At 42.1% G+C, this 16,394-nt stretch carries 11 protein-coding genes; 2 read left to right on the forward strand and 9 right to left on the reverse strand.

The genetic code is table 11. The annotated features are described in order from the left end of the window. The first annotated feature begins 62 nt into the window (after window positions 1-62). Window positions 63-488: a large-conductance mechanosensitive channel protein MscL gene (mscL, locus tag Q8M62_RS07275; protein WP_304901046.1), complete on the forward strand. Its 426-nt coding sequence runs from the start codon at window positions 63-65 to the stop codon at window positions 486-488. Window positions 489-524: 36 nt separating this feature from the next. On the opposite strand, the gene Q8M62_RS07280 is transcribed toward mscL, so the two are convergent. From Q8M62_RS07280 to Q8M62_RS07320, 9 genes are all read right to left on the reverse strand, one after another. Continuing rightward, the gene (locus Q8M62_RS07280; RefSeq protein ID WP_304901045.1) at window positions 525-953 is read right to left on the reverse strand and encodes a Spy/CpxP family protein refolding chaperone; all 429 of its coding nucleotides are present in this window, start codon (window positions 951-953) and stop codon (window positions 525-527) included. A 254-nt stretch (window positions 954-1,207) separates the two neighbouring features. Next, a complete protein-coding gene (locus Q8M62_RS07285) occupies window positions 1,208-1,567 on the reverse strand; it encodes a hypothetical protein (protein WP_304901044.1) in 360 nt (119 codons plus the stop codon). 31 nt (window positions 1,568-1,598) lie between these two features. After that, window positions 1,599-2,144, reverse strand: coding sequence for an RNA polymerase sigma factor (locus Q8M62_RS07290; protein WP_304901043.1), 546 nt, complete (start codon window positions 2,142-2,144; stop codon window positions 1,599-1,601). A 90-nt stretch (window positions 2,145-2,234) separates the two neighbouring features. After that, window positions 2,235-3,158 (reverse strand): universal stress protein, encoded by a 924-nt coding sequence (locus Q8M62_RS07295; protein WP_304901042.1) that lies wholly within the window; start codon window positions 3,156-3,158, stop codon window positions 2,235-2,237. A gap of 436 nt (window positions 3,159-3,594) precedes the next feature. Further along, a complete protein-coding gene (locus Q8M62_RS07300) occupies window positions 3,595-5,070 on the reverse strand; it encodes a lipopolysaccharide biosynthesis protein (RefSeq protein WP_304901041.1) in 1,476 nt (491 codons plus the stop codon). A gap of 166 nt (window positions 5,071-5,236) precedes the next feature. Beyond that, window positions 5,237-7,369: a ferrous iron transport protein B gene (gene feoB / locus Q8M62_RS07305; RefSeq protein ID WP_304901040.1), complete on the reverse strand. Its 2,133-nt coding sequence runs from the start codon at window positions 7,367-7,369 to the stop codon at window positions 5,237-5,239. Window positions 7,370-7,373: 4 nt separating this feature from the next. Further along, window positions 7,374-7,595, reverse strand: a complete 222-nt coding sequence (locus Q8M62_RS07310; RefSeq protein WP_304901039.1) for a FeoA family protein — start codon at window positions 7,593-7,595, stop codon at window positions 7,374-7,376. A gap of 86 nt (window positions 7,596-7,681) precedes the next feature. Then, a complete protein-coding gene (locus Q8M62_RS07315) occupies window positions 7,682-8,317 on the reverse strand; it encodes a hypothetical protein (RefSeq protein WP_304901038.1) in 636 nt (211 codons plus the stop codon). A gap of 12 nt (window positions 8,318-8,329) precedes the next feature. Next, window positions 8,330-10,741: a TonB-dependent receptor domain-containing protein gene (locus tag Q8M62_RS07320; RefSeq protein ID WP_304901037.1), complete on the reverse strand. Its 2,412-nt coding sequence runs from the start codon at window positions 10,739-10,741 to the stop codon at window positions 8,330-8,332. Window positions 10,742-11,055: 314 nt separating this feature from the next. Between Q8M62_RS07320 and Q8M62_RS07325 the strand changes: the two genes are divergently transcribed. Continuing rightward, window positions 11,056-16,374, forward strand: a complete 5,319-nt coding sequence (locus tag Q8M62_RS07325; RefSeq protein WP_304901036.1) for a hypothetical protein — start codon at window positions 11,056-11,058, stop codon at window positions 16,372-16,374. Window positions 16,375-16,394: the final 20 nt, after the last annotated feature.

A 16,394-nucleotide genomic window follows, 5' to 3' on the forward strand; every position in this document is an offset into this window, starting at 1 on the left:
CTTTTGTTAATCAGTATAATTTTCAGAATATTAGTTTTCACATCAACCAACCTTATGTTTTTATGGGAATGCTAAAAGAGTTTAAAGAATTTGCCGTAAAAGGCAATGTAATTGATCTGGCTGTAGCTGTGATCATCGGTGGAGCTTTCGGAAAGATTGTCTCTTCATTTGTCAATGATATCGTCATGCCACCTATCGGACTATTGATCGGAGGCGTTGACTTTAAGGATTTGAATATCATTTTGAAAGATGCGACGACAGATGCCGCTGGTGAAGCGGTAGCAGCAGTTACCTTGAATTATGGTATGTTCATCCAGAATGTGATTGATTTTGCCATAATCGCATTTGTAATCTTCCTTGCGATCAAAGGAATAAATAACCTAAGCAAGAAAAAAGAAGAGGCACCTGCACCTCCGCCACCGCCACCTGCTCCTACAGCTTCAGAGAAGCTTTTGGAAGAAATCAGAGATTTACTGAAAAAGCAATAAAATACGGCCCTGAAGTGAATTCAGGGCCGTATTTTTTTAATTTCCTCCTCTACCTCTTTGATAAAGTTGCCGGTTAAAATCCCGTGCAATGTTGTTTAGCATGAGAATTTGTTTGGATGACAATACCTTGGACACCTCATTGACAAAGCCTTTTTCTTTTTCAAGTAATTCAGATTGAAGTTTCAGCCGTTGCTGAATCCGAGATTTTGCCTCATCTTCACCGACTGTTTCCACTCCTCTCCCCAATTCGGATATTTGACGCATGGTCTTTTCCCGCTGATCATTATATTGATTGAAGATCGGCCAGAATTTCTCTGCTTGTTCAGGCTTCAGATCAAGTCTAGTGGTTATAAAGGCAATTCGTGCGGCTTGAAGTTTTTCCTGATCTACAGGAGGTCGCTGTGCCAAGGCACTTGTACCAATTCCGAGTAGTAGGATAATTGCAATTAGATATAGCTTATTCATGTGTTTATAATTTTTTCTTTAAGGCCACATGCCCGCCTGTAGTCGGACAGGGAATCTCGCATGGTCGATAATCATCCCAGTGTGTGACTTTTTAGTCATGCCTGTCTGCCTCAGGCAGGCTCGATTTCATCTTATTATAATTTAATATTTAAAGGTCATCCCGCTGAGAACTATCGGAGCATCCGGGGGAATTTCGTAGGGTTGATTCTCAATTTGCAGAGGTTCTCTCGAAACTTACTTGATTTCGCAATTTTTTAAAACCAGTTAAGTTCATCTTCTAGCCATAGGTCTTCGGACAGCGGCATTTCCTCATTTATTATTTGATCGAGTATGGCATTGGGATCATCAGCCATGCTCAGAATGTCTTCAGCTGTCCAGACATTGCTTTCTATATAGAGAATAGCTTCTTCTTCATAGGTAAGTTGCTCATAGTTGGGTTTGATTAAATCAGTCTGCCATATCAGACCCAATCCAAGGATCACCACCGCCGCAGCTGCATACTTTATCCAAATTTGCATCTTGGGTTTCTTAGCCTTTTTCAGAATCTGATCGGGCAGCCGATCAAAATATCCTTCAGGAGCTTCGAAGTCTTTTAATTTTGGCAATTGATTCATAGTAGGTTAGACATTGGTGATGGAGTAAAGTTTATTCTGACAAAACGAATTGTTCAATTTTTTTAACAGCATGGTGGTAGCTGGCTTTTAAAGCGCCGACACTTGTGCCGGTAATTTCAGCCATCTGCTCGTAGGTAAGTTCTTCCTGATATTTCAAGTGGAACACCAGTCTTTGTTTGTCAGGCAGTTTCAGTAAGGCTTTTTGAAGGAGAATTTGAATTTGATCCCCATTTAGACTTCCGGGTTGATCAAGGAAAGACTCCAGTTTTTCTTGATGATCCTCCAGCGAAAATGAAAATCTTTTTTTCTTTTTCTCCAGAAAAGTCAGGGCCTCATTTGTGGCAATTCGGTATAGCCAGGTGAAAATCGCTGCATTTCCCTCAAACTTATCCAGATAACGATACGCTTTGATGAAGGTGTTCTGAGTGAGGTCATCGGCATCTTCATGAATGAGGACCATTCTTCGGATGACCTGATAGACTCTCCGCTGATAAGTTTCGATCAATTTTCTGAATCCAAGTTCCTTGGTGAAAGGTGAGCGGATTTGTTCCAGAAGTTGTTGATCGGTGGGTGTCATACTTGAGTCCTTAGACTTGGAGGTCAATGGAGGGTTTAATCAAACTAAAAAAGAGCCAGAACTTCTGACTCTTTTCCTGAGTTGATCCCATCAAATTTCTAAAATGTAATCTAAGATCCCTGCGTTTTTGCCTTTTGGCCGTGTGACTAGCAGCGGCAGACTGTCATTGAACTGAATCAATCGCTCGGCCATACTGCCTATAAAAAGTGCCGTGGCAGCGGTTCTTCCTTTTGCGCCAATGATGATTCCATCAGCCCCGATTTCGAGGGCTTTGGAAACAATTTCCTGAACAGGGTCATCATCGTCATCTTTGGTATAGATCGGTGTGATCTTAATCCCTTTCGTGTCGATTTTCCGAATAAATTTTTTATAGTTTATCTCAGCGTGCATTTTCATGATTTCGGTAAATTCCTCATAGCTTTTGCCAGTGAAATGATAGCCGCTGGGTACAGAAAATACATTTTGGCAAACAATCTCAGTTTTTCCACCATGCTTTGCCGCAATCATGATGGCTTCTTCCAGCGCATCTTTGGAATAATCAGAAAAATCACTTGGCACAAGTAATTTTGAGACTCTTGGTTTGGATCCTTCCGGTACAATCAGAAGAGAGCAACTGGCCCTTCTTGCCAGCCTCTGAGAAGCTACACCGGTGCCGGGTAGATCGACTTTTCGGCCGATGATGATCATATCAGCTGACTTTTCTTCGGCAAGCTTCAGGATTTTTTTAGAGAGGTTGCCTTCCTTGACCACAAAGCTGATCATCACTCCTTTAATTTCTTTGAAATGTTGCTGAACCAATTTCTCCATTGCTTCTTTCCGCTCATTGATCATATTTTCGATCAGGTTGGGAAATTCCTCCAAGACTTCTTTAGGAATGGATAGGTTTTTTATGACGGTGGAAAAGTAGATTTTCTTGGTTTGATTGACTCTTGCGATAAATGAAGCATATTCAATCAGCGTCTGATCCAGAGGGGTCTGATCGAGACAAACAATCAATTTCTTAATCAGGTACATAGTACTGGGGGTTTGACTTGCAAAGTTAAGTTGAAGTAGATGAATCTATCGAAAAATTCGCAAAATAAAATTTTGATTTTTTAGACGGCAGCGGATAAATCCTGTTTTACAGCAAATTTGATCGCATTTGTAAAAAAATAAAATTTGGTGGTAAACATTTGACCACAAATGAAAGGAGTAAGGATTTTTTCCTGAGCGGGTCTTAAAACCCGTTTTTTTTAAACACTACCGATTCCATATCGTATATTTGAGGAGTCCGGGTCGCCGACTTGTTCAAACTTCACAAATTAATTACAATTACGAGTGAAGCCCCCTCCAAAAACAGGCCTCAGTCTTTTCTTTACCGAAAAGGCCCTCGCCCAAAACGCAGGATAACAGTGGAAGTTTGCGGATTTAAGGCAGCTCAAATCTTGTCAGTACGGAGGTTTGTAACACTCTAAGACCCGGACTTTTTCAGCTTACTTTTTAGCCAGTTCCATTCGTCCTGCCCAACGTTGGCTATCATCGACCAGAAAAAAAACATTCCAACGATCAAAATTGATTTGATTCCGGCCATGAGCAAGGGTTGAACCCCATCCAGGTAAAAATCTCTCAAAGCAAAGATCATAACCCCGACAAAAAGAATTTTCAGTGTTTCATAACTGAAAGGATCCAATTGAAGCTTGATTTTGAGATAGCCATACTTTACCAGATTAAAAGCCAGCATCACAGAAGCTGAACCGATTGCAGCACCTTCGATTCCATAGATCGGAATCAGCCAATAGTTTACCCCTATGATTAGAATACTCATTGCAATGGTGAGCACAAGATTGAAGCGGTAATATTTCGAAAAAACCAAAATCTCACTGTTGACAGAGAAGGCCACATCGAAAATTTTCCCTAAAGCGATATAAAAGACCACATACTTTCCTGCTTGGTAGATTTCGCGGTTGGGCACATAATGATAAATACTGTCAATATTGGACCAAATCAAAGCGAATAAGAGTAAGCAGATGTAAAGTTGCCGATTGGAAATCTGCCGATAGAGTTTGTTGATTTCCCCGATCTGATCTTTGGCGAAATGATCCGCAATCACCGGCATAGCTACTTGAGAAATCGCTCTTCGGGGCAGTTCCACCACTAAAGCCATGTAAAAAGCGATGGAATAAATGGCATTTGCTTCCAAGCTTACCATTGAACTGACCATGATGCTGTCGATCTTCATGATCAGGGTAGAAGCAGCTGTGGCCAAGAAGGTGATTAAGCTAAATCGAATAAACGAGCTTCTAAATCCCGGAGGAAAGTTTTTCCAGTTGAAATCAATATGGACTTTGCCCAGCCATATCAAATAGGCTAAAACTCCGAGTAAAGCCATGCCATAAACGACTACAAGACCAAGCATCACCTCATCAAAATTGATCCAGCCGAGCAGATAGACCCCCACCAGGACAGAGGTAAGTAGCCGCAGGAAAACTTCTCTAAAAAATGTCGGAATTGCTATTTTCAGATAGGATCGGCTATACGCATCCATTACGCTACTCAACAAGGCAAAAAGGGTAATCAGTAAAACTACACCCAGGAAGTTGAGTACTTCGGGGGAGTTGGTAGCGAATAATCCCATGATTTGGGATTTGAATCCAAAGAATATAAGGGTCACTGCACTGAAGCCCAAAAGAGAAAGCGCAAGACTGTAGGAAAGAAAGGCGGATTGATTTTGCTCCAGCTTAGGAAAAAACCGGGTGATCCCATGTCCGACACCCAATTGGGCAAATGGAACGAAGAGTAACCCGAGATCCTGAATGGTTCGGAAGGTCCCCAATTCGGTGGCGTCAAGTGCATAAGGATAGAGCCAAAGGACATTGATATAGCCCAATAGTACACCGATGTAGGAAAAAATGGTGGTTTGGATACTTTGTTGGGCGATTTTACTCATCGCTGAAAAGTATAAAAAAAATGGGAATTCATAAGATTTCCCGAGATTTTATGGTTTTGCGCATTTGTCGCAGCCGGGTTGAGTTTTAGGTTTGAAAAAATACTTTTTCCCCAAATAAACCAAAGCCGCAAATACCAAAATTCCGACACTTATTTCCTGCCACATTTTAAGAGAAGATTTGATAAGTGATCAATGCCATGACATAAGCCAATATAGTCATGTAAGCTGTCTGAATTAACGGCCATTTCCAGCTTTTCGTTTCTCTTTTCACGATCGCCAAGGTGCTCATGCACTGCATGGCAAAGACATAAAACACCATTAAAGAGAAGGAAGATGCTCTGTTGAAAGTCTTCTCTCCGGTATTGGAATTGATCTGCTGATCTAACTTTTCGCGGATAGTCAAGTCATTTTCCAAATCCCCACCGATGCTGTAGATTGTTGCCATAGTGGCTATAAATACCTCTCTGGCTGCAAATGAAGTAATCAGGGCAATTCCGATTTTCCAATCATATCCTAAAGGTTTGATTACCGGTTCAATCGCTCTGCCCATGATGCCGATGAAGGAATTTTCCAATAATTGGGCAGTAGTTTCGGCTTCAATTTCTGTGATTTGAGTTTCGTCGGTCACGGATTCAAGTCTTGCCTGTCCTTCCATTCGGATTTGATCCATTCTGGACGGAGGACCGTAAGAGGCCAAAACCCACAGGATAATTGAAATTGCCAGAATAACTTTTCCTGCTTCGAATACGAAGGTTTTTGATTTCTCAAACATCGTGATGCCCACATCACTCCATCTTGGGATTCGATAGGGGGGTAGTTCGGACAAAAGAAAACTCTTTTCAGTAGTTTTTAAAATGAATTTCAGAAGTAGGGCTGTGCCCAAAACCCCAAAAATCCCAAGGAGATAGAGGCTTAGTAAAGCCAAAGCTTGAAGGTTGATGAATCCTAAGACTACTTCATCCGGCACAGTCAGGCCAATCAAAATAATGTAAACCGGCAATCGGGCAGAGCAGCTCATCAGTGGAGTAACCAATATGGTGATCATCTTCTCTTTCCAATTGGAAATATTTCGGGCTGCCATCACACCGGGGATTGCACAGGCAACACCTGATACGAGAGGAACAATACTTTTGCCATGAAGTCCAAAAGGGCGCATCCAGCGATCCATCAAGAAAACAACTCTGGACATGTATCCTGTATCTTCTAAAATTGCCAAAAAGCCAAATAGAATTGCAATCTGCGGGATGAATATAACCACACCCCCAATTCCCGGGATAAGCCCTTCGGCCAAAAGGCGGGTAAGAGGGCCATCCGGAAGCATGGTTCCAATACTTGCGCTGATATTTGCGAAAAGCCCGTCAATGAGATCCATTGGATAGGCAGCCCAAGAAAAGATCGTCTGAAAAATCAAAAGTAAAATGGCTACAAAAATCACATACCCGAAAACAGGATGAAGGAATACCTGATCCAGATTGGAGCTTGGCTTAGGTTCTGATTTTTTAAAAAGCGCTTTGGTGACGAGGTCGGTTATTTTTCGATACCTGATCTTGGTTTCTTCCAATTGTGCTTCCTCCAAATCAAAATTTGAAGTTTGAATGAGATTTTCTAACCAATCACGGTCTGTTGCAGGTATTGCTTTATCTTTTGACCCGAAACGGATCATCTGATAGGCCTGATAGTGATTTTCAAGTTCAAATTTCTCAAGGACCTGATTCAGCATTTCCGAAGGAATGACCTGCTGTATGTCTATGAAACCGGGTGCTTTGCGGAAGTTCCGTTGACTGATCAGGTTTTTAACCTCTTCGAGTCCTTTTTGATTTCGGGCATCTGTGGAAAGGATAGGAACTCCAATAGACTTGAACAGCTCGAAAGTTTTGATTTCAATATTTCTCTTTTCAGCCAAATCAGCCATGTTGAGTATCAAAGCCAAATTGACTCCGAGATCTATTAACTGGGTTGCAAGAAATAGGCCTCTTGAAAGCTGGGAAGAATCAATAACCATCAATACGTAATCGGGCTTTGCTTCAAGCTTAGTCTGATTCAGTACCCGATGTGCGATGATTTCATCTTCGGAATTTGGAAATAGGCTGTAAGTGCCCGGCAAATCCAGAATTTCAAAAGTTTCTCCATTGATCTGAACAGAGCCGCTTTTTTTGTCAACAGTTACCCCTGGATAATTTCCGATTTTCTGGTTCAGACCTGTCAGGTAATTGAAAATGGTCGATTTACCAACATTCGGATTCCCCACCAAGGCTATCCTAGTCGTCAATGTTTTTTTGGAAAGGGTTGCTTCGGACATGAATTCAAATCAGTTCAACGCGGATCAGGGCAGCTTCGGATTTCCGGAGTGCCAAAAGAGTTTCTTCCATTAAGAATGCCATTGGTCCGCCTGACGGGGCCTGATATCGGAGACTTATTTGTCTTCCAGGAAGAAATCCCAATTCCAATAGATTGATTTTTAAAGGAGAGGATAGTATTTCTACTATTTTTCCTGATTTGTTTAAGGGAAGGCTGTCAGCTGTCATGGGTCTAAATTCTCCTTTCGGCAAAAATAGTACTATTTGGAATGAATCTAATGAAAAATAAAGAAGATTTTTATCAGGTTTTCCACCTATTGAACATTTAGAATTTGATCGGTAAGTAAAAATTCCTGAGCGTCATCAAAAACGAGTCGAATGGTGAATTTGAGCCGAAGTTCTTTTCCGGGATTTTGTAATAATCCGATTTTAAAAGAATCTTCAAAGGTAAGTTTTCGACCTAAACCTGTAAATTCTGCGATGGGGACCACCCCATTATTGAAAACTCGATTTATCCCAACCAGTGAAGTTATCTTTTCCCCGATAGGGTATTTCGTACCATCGGCCAAAGTAAATTCTCCTTCGTTGATGATCTCGATCAAGTTTAATTCGTTTTTGCTTGTATCTGGAGCAGGACTGCAAGCAAAGGCAAATCCCGGATTTCTGAGGCCTTCCCACCCAACTTTAGCTTGAGAAGTGAATTTGATATCCTTGATTTCCAAGGATATAAAAATCTGATCAAAGTTTCGGCTTTGAGTCTTGAGAATTTCATTGCCGGAACCATCTACCGTTCTCGTGGCAAATGATTCAATGACAAACTCCCGAGGTTTGGAAACGGGGCCGCATCCGCAGGAATCGTTGCCGCAGAATAATCCACAACTCATCGGCAACAGCGCCATAAAAGAGAATAAACTGAACGTGGTTAAAATTCTTTTTGAATGGCTATTCATTAAAATAGAATGTTAAAAATTGCCTTTGATTCCAAACGTTAAATTTCTACCGCTTGCTACAATTCCCGAACTGTAGGGCCTGTATCGTTTATCACCGATGTTTTCGATGCCTGCCATTAGTTTTATTCCTTTCCATAGCTCCAATCCACCATTAAAATTGAAAATGGTCCAATTGGGAGAATAAGGATTCCCATTGCTATCCTTTGCATAGATGGCGGGCTTGCCTTTTTCTTCTTCAGGCATGTCTTCGAAAGATCGCTCAGCACTGTACGCAGAGGTCAATTCCAGTGTCAGTCTTTTTGAGCTATACGTTAAACGCGTGAGTCCAAATGCCGGCGCTGCATGTCTGGAAGGACTTGTAGATTCATCATCCAATTCTTCCGTTCCACGTTGCCAGTTGTATCGGGAAATGAGCAAAAGTTTTTTGCTGATGGAGACTTCTATACCAGTCTGTATCCCATATACTTTTACAAAGGCTGCATTTTGTAGCGCAAAAATCTGACTGGGCTCACCTTCATAGTCGATTACTGAACGCCCGTCTAAGGTTGCCGGACGACGAACCATGGCCCGGTCAAGCAATGTGTAAAACGTGGTTAAATCTACGCTTACCCGATTTTGAAAATGTTTATGAAAGTTTACCTCAGCGTTGTAGGCGTATTCCGGTTTTAAATCAGGATTTGGAACCATCACAGTGCCGGGTTCAGAATCAAAGATTTTTCCTGAATCATCCACATTGGGAGCTCTGAACCCTGTCGAAAGCAATGGAGCAATAGACATGGAAGGCTCAGGTTTGAAAATCACCCCCACATTTCCGGTGATGGAATGATATCGGTTTTTTGACGATGAAAATGGAAGTGGAAAGAATTCCAGATTGTTGGTGAAATCAGCTGTTAAACTGTTGTAATTGTACCGGAGTGCAGTTTGGAATTGAAAAGCTCCAGAAATTTTTGCCTGATAATTACCATAAGCCGCAATTGAAGCCCAATCCGCATTCGGATATCTCGCGGAGGCTGAAGTGGATTGACTATTGGTAATATCCGTGACCGAGCCCATTGAGCTGACCTTGTTTAGCACCGATTCAAACCCATAAGTCAGGAAATTGTCCAGGTTTAAATGCTTGAGAAAATCTGCATTCAGAGAAAAGGCATTGACTTTTTCTAACCTATTAAACTCTTCAGTTTTTCCAAATCGTCGATCTATCCGACTTTCCTCAAATAACTGATGCGCAGCTATCAGCTTCACCTGATCAAACCATTTTCTTTCGGCGGTGTGGGTCAGTTTGAGTGTATTCATCATCCAGGTTTGGGGTCCGTAGTCCCAACGCGCAAAACGGAATGAACCGTCTCTTTTCTCAATTAGCCGGTCATACCTGGGAATATCAGTGGACTTGCTGTAATGAAATCCATAGTCCCACACAGTTCTTTGACTGGCTTGAAACCGTATTTTTTGCATCAGGTTAATTTGCCGGTAACCACTCCCAACTTGAATTAATGGGTTTGGATTTAGAATTAAGAGATCCCTACCATCTTCTGAGGTTTGATAGTCAGTTCGAAGGTAAGATTCAGGTCCATTTTTGTTGCCCATCCTCAGTTCGCCGAAGTCAAAATGGGTAGCACTGCTGAGAAAAGCCCATTTTCCGGAGCCATACGAAAGATCAGTGTGAAAAGTCTTTTCCGAATATGCCGAAGAAAACCGACCCAAAACATTTCCTGAAATGGTTTTTTCATTCAGTTTGGGCGTAAGTGTTTCAAAAGCCATCACACCTCCAATAGCATCAGACCCGTACATCACCGACCCTGGCCCAAATAGGATTTCTGTAGTCTGAATGGCAAAGGGATCGAGGGAGATTACATTTTGAAGATTTCCGCTTCGAAAAATCGCTGTATTCATTCTCACTCCGTCTACTGCATAAAGCAGGCGGTTGGCCGAGAATCCGCGGATCATCGGGCTACCTCCACCCAACTGACTTTTTTGAATAAATACCTCTCCACTGCTTCCGAGCCAATCAGCACTGGTAGACGGAGCGCGTAATGTTTGCTCTTTCGAATCAAGTTGCCGCACTTTGCCCGGGATATCTTGATTAGATTGTTTCCATCGAGACGTAGCGATGATTGCGATGTCTAAGGTGATTTGGCTGGGTGTGAGTTCGATTTTAAATTGAAAGGAAGAAAGACTTTCCCAGGACACCGTCTTTGACTCAAACCCCAATAACTGAAGGATGATTGATTCCTGGTTTTTGAATAGCCCAATCTCAGCTTTTCCTTGTGAATCAGTGATAATACTTCTGGCCGGATCTTTTGAATAAATCAAAACGCCACTCAATGGTTGATTGCTTCCGGATTCGATTACCAAGATTTGTTGCGCAACTAAAAAATGGACCCCCAATCCAAAGAATAAACCAATTGCCGAAATGTATTTTTTCATAAAATCCAATGCATTGCAAAGTTAAAAGAAAGCAAAGAAACCTTAGAGGTGGAAATTGACGAATGGTTTTTCACTTTTTCAAGAGAGTTTTGAATTAATTTGATCTTAACCTAAGATATTTGATCTAAGTGTGAATTAATAGTCACTAAATCAGGAAATTAACTTCAGTTTTTCTTTGAGATATCTGTGGATTTTACTTAGCTTCATCTACTATTTTTCAGTTTTTAATCGGTTTCGTTGAGAAGTTTTTAGTGTAGACCGGGATCAATTTTTAATTGGAAATAGATTTTTCATCAACCTTTTTTTTTTCGCTCATGGAAAAAGACCAATTAAACTCACTATTGACTGAAGTATTCGGACACCTTCAGCTCACTGATGCCCAAGATGTCAAACTTTGGAATGAAGGGCTTCCACTTATGGCAAGGAGTCTTTTATTTACCGAAAATCCTCAGGTCAGATCCGATGCATTTAGTTTTGAAAGATCTCAGCTTTTTGCAAAGGAGCCAATCAAGCCTCAGCAGATGGAAAAGATCCGCGAGGTGATCGAAAAAGCCGAAGTCAAAGAAAAGGAACCTGAGCTAAGACCTTATGTGCGTGAGGTTCCGGTCCGCTCAACTCAAATCGGCAGAAGTGTTCCCGCCTGGGCTGCCGGTGCAAAAGTGGAAAAAACAATCGGGCCTCTGATTAGAGATGATGGGAGAGTAGTGGCTATAGATTTTTATAGAGTTGTGAAGCTTTTGGGGATTTATCAACAAAATAGCCCCCTGCCGGTGATCCTGTTTCAAGCTGAATTTCAGGACAGAAAGTTGAAGCTAGCCACTGCTCCTCCGGTAGAAGTTACCAAAGATTACAAAGTTGTGGCGGGCAGCGTTTGGATTCGGTGTGATATGCTCGCTCAAAATGCCCCAAACAATCGATATGCAGGTCTGAGGGTGAGATCAGGAATAATCCAACTAAGTCAGAATCCAGTTCTGCAAAATGGAAAACTCGTATTGGGAGCCCAGACTGGGGTTCAGGTTTCTTTGGCTTTGGATAAGACTGCAAGCGAGTCTTACTCCAAAAAGAAATATGGAAAGGATGCCGTAGCTGTGAAAGTCAAAACTCCAGAAAACCTTTCATTTTCATTTACAGGTGTTTCCAAAGCCCAAATCTCATCCGTAGGAAGTGGAGGATCCGAACTGTATGGACAGGATTTTTCTTTTCAGCAAAAAAATGCTGCCCCTACTTATTACTCACAGCTTAGTCGCTTATTGATTCCCATGGCTTCCAACCAGTCGGAGATTAAGCCTATAAGCCTAAAAAGCTCCCTGATCGAAATTCATGAAAACGCCCCTATAAAATCAACTGCTTGGGCGATTCCTGCCGCAGAACTTGATGTGAATAATCCCTTAGAGGTAGGGGGCTCCGGGGGCTTTTTATTGGAAGGGAAACCCGGACTCAAATTTACTTGGCAAGGATTGGAGGCGAAAAATCTAAAACTTCAACAGCCCCTCATTTTAATAGATCCGGGAAGAATTGGTCTGTCAGATCTAGTGGCTGAGGGAGAGGGTGCATTTCAAGAATTTGAGCATTGGAAAGATGAACAAAATGAGCATGGAACTAGCTTAAGCATATTTTTGGGAAAGAAAACCTCCCTGATTTACAATTCATTGGCGGAAGGAGTAGAGATGATCGCAGCTACAGTCAATGCTACGCACAATGTGGATCGTCCTGTTACAGTGAATGGACTTCCTGTTGAGGTAAAGACAAAGGATAGCTTGTTGGTTTTGGCGGGTTCTGAGCATAGAAACCTACTTTACCTTATTGATGATAATATATTGTGGGACAATAAATTACCATTCGATAAAGTTCCAAAATTTAAAAGCTTTGCTTTAGCCTTGGAAAATGCACTTTTCACAGTCACGCCAGTAAACGGCGCGATGATTTTTGGAGAATGTACAGAAGATTGGAAGCGAATTGTAAAAAGTCATACGTTTCTAGTCTTTGGACTTTTGGGGTATTTGCCGACCCTTCCAGATCCTTATTTAGCTAAGCTTTCCTATCTGAAAAGGCTGACCGAAAGGGGTGGAAGAAAAGGAATTGAAGGAATTGTAAGCTGGTTGATTTGTCAGATTTCGCAAAGCCCTGTATCAAAAAAGCCGGATGATGTAAAAGTCCGTTTTCATTTTGGCCTAGAATCAAATCAGCAGCAAAGTGCCGGAAATTCGGATGGCTTGGTGGCTAGGTCCTTTCATGCGGAATCGATCTCATCAGGAAAAGTTATCAGATCTGAGATTCCGAATGTTTCCGAGAAAATAGCCTCTAAAGCTAAAGTGCAAGACCCTTTGCCGCCTTATGAACAACGGCTTGCTCCTCATATTCAAAAATACCAAAACGAGCTTTTTGCACTACTTGATGTCAGTTCGAATGCCAATCAAATGGGGGTTAGTTTGGGATCTCCTTTGAATAGACGGGTTACAACCGGAATTGCGGTTGCTAGAACTGAAAACACTGCACACATTGAATCCTATGCTAATCAGATGTTTGGCGTAGAAGGTATGGAAGTGGTGGTCCAAGGGTCGGCTGCCAGACTTTTCATGCTTCCACAAGTGGCATGGGAGCCTGTTTTCAATCTAAGCCCTCCAGGTAATAATGTGAAGGGAGATCCACTTGAAGGAGTGAATTATTATCCAAATGATGGTGGCCCGACTCGAATTGCGAATTACCACTCAGGACATGTGCCTTTAGCTCCAAAACCTCTGATAAAGTACACGTTGGAGCGTTATAAAAATAATAAGGATGCAGCAGTAGATGCCCTCTTTACACTTCCATTTGGGTTGAAGGCTTTGGCAGAGCTTTCTCATAATGAGCCCAGGGAATCGGAAGAGCCTGAATTAAAGTTGGTAAATCCAAGTTTCCCTAATGAAATGGTTGGGGGAATTCAGATTCGCGCCATTGCAAAAGATTATGGAAAAGAGGCATTAGACGGGGCCGGACCGGATAGTCCAATGTTTAAAGGATTTACCGTCCAGTTGGCAAACATTCTTGGGATGAATGGTGTACCGAATGACACGAGTACTTTAGGCAGAAGTGTTACCAAAATCTTCAACAATGAATTTTTTACTGAAGAATCCAATCCGGGAGAACTGAAGAAGCGAGGGGTTCCCCTGTCTCAAATTGACTTTTCTGGATATGGGGCCAGTACATTCAGCAATTGGCTGAGTCCGAGAGCAGCGATAGCAGAGACAAGTCAGGCTAGGTTTGATGTCATGCTGGGGCGGACAGGTCATGAAGTTATTCAGGTAAAGAGTATCCTGTATCCATGGGGGATACGCGTGGTAAGAACAATAACACTCTTTCGGACAGGATCAGGATATGTCTACCGAACAGACAGTGGCTGGCAGGCGGAGTCTGATGGTTTGTTTGATTTCAGATACAAATATTTAAATAAAAGCACTTCTAAAACGGTAACTGAAACACCATATAAACTTCATACAGGCCCAATTCGGGGACTTTACAATGTGACCAATATTCAGGAAGATGGAAATATTGCTGAGTATAATGTGCCTGCGGCGATTAAAATCCCGATCAATCAGCCCTATGTAGACGAATTCGGAGAATTAGTGAATAACACGACTGGTAAAGAAATAACCAAAGATGTAATTCTGTCTCCTGTGTGGTTTGATGCAGACATCAAGATGGACAATCTGATCCAAGGGCATAAAAACGGCATGACGCCTTCAAAAAAAATCCTCGGGTATGTACAATTGGCACCGCAGGGTGTAACGATTCCGGAAAAGAATTTTGTAGAACTTTTGAATCTTCAGGGAGGACTTATTGGGGGAGATGTGGATTGTATAATGGACCTAAATAAATCAGGTCAATTGATGCGAATTACCCGTTTCGATATTTCACCCTCAGTTGCCAAAAATAATTTTGATCCGGTTTTTGTGGCATCAGCTCGGGGAAATGTGCTTTTACCGAAGGATGGAAGTTGGTCAGTTGTACAGCATGAGACAGGTACAGGGGAGGTCACGCCGCTACCCACTTACACTCCTGTGCCAGTAATCCGGGAGGGAGATTGGAAAGTAGGCAATGAATTGGAGAGTGCAGTTCTTAATGGGAAATTGCTTCGAATCGCTCATCCCAAAGAAATTCTCAGGGACCCGGTAGAGGAGACTATAAATTTTGGTTTCCTTCAATCTACATCAACCCAGAAGACGCTTTTTTTAACCCCAAGCTTTAAGTTCGGGACGAAAATTCTCTTGAGCAAGACTCCACCTGCTTTTGCGGATGCTTATCGTCTGATGAACAGTAGCAGTATTTTTCCAAACATCGGTGATGGTTATTCCAACTTGGGAAAAGCTGTGGCTTTAATCAATGGAGTAGATGCTAACGGGAATCCGCTCGCTGCATTTAAAACCAATCCAATTTTGGATGGTGACAGACAAGTCTATGAGCTGCTTAACTTGGTGGTAAAGCAGCAAGGCAGTGAAGTGGTTGACCGTGGTTTTAAGCTCCTTACCGGTGAGGCAAACAACCTGCTGAATAAAGCGATCGCATTTGATATTCCGAATTTCGACCCCCTTTATTTGGTCGACATGGATGCTTTGAAAATCTACATTGAGTACAAAGCCAAAGAGACCAAGCCAAATAATAATACTTACGTCGATTCCAAGTTGAATTTCGACGTGGATTCCTTTGCCAATGATCTCAAGGATACCTGGAAAAGTAGGGTGAATAACGTAGGCATGGTAGTCGATTTGGGTTCTTTTAAGCGTCTGATGACTATAAAAGGAAATTTTGATGCACAAAAAGGGAAAGAATCCGGTTACGAAGGTGGTCCCAACACACCAAATAAACTCCAAGGAATTCCAACTCCCGAAATTGAATTTAGCGAGGTCTTACAGCCAGTAATAGATTTGCTTCAGATACTTGCCTCTATGTCCACGGGAAATTATGCCGAGGTATTGAAGAAAGGCCTGCAAATCGCCATGAGCAATGCAGGTGAAATCTGGGAATATAAGTTTGAGGCTACCAAAGAAATTCCTTTAGTCCGGTTTCCACCGGAAGACAACTTGTATAATTCTCCACAATGCCCGCTACGTTTAGAAGCAGGACTTTCGCTAGGGGTGTATTTTAATGCTGCGCTGAAAGTAACAACAGATCCTACTCAGCTTTTGCCTACAGCAGGAGCATTTATCCAGTTCAAAGGTGGGCTGGAAGTAATGTGTGTGACTGTAGGAGGAGCAACAATCTATGCCATTGGAGCGGTAGAACTCAAACTTGCCTGTGATACCAAAATAGGCCCGAGTGTGATGATGAAGTTCGGATTTGGAGCTTCCATTTCGGTTGGTTTGCCTGTAATAGGTAATGTAAGTGTGACTTATATGGTGGGCTGTGAGATCTATGCATCTGCCAATGAAATCGCTGTGACGGCATTCATGCTATTCAAGGGACATGCAAGCTTGGCTGGAGGATTGGTGAGCGTGACCATCTACATTGAGGCCAGCGGGACAGTCAAAAGAGTAAGTGGTCCAAATGCCAAAACCGATTGCACTGCCTCGGTCACATTCGGTCTGGATATTAGCATTTGCTTTGTGATCAATATCAGTTTCGAAGAAACCTGGCAAGAAAGCCGCCAAATAGCCTGATTTTTTCCCCAAATCTTTTC

Source organism: Algoriphagus sp. (genome assembly GCF_030694375.1).
GTDB lineage: Bacteria > Bacteroidota > Bacteroidia > Cytophagales > Cyclobacteriaceae > Algoriphagus.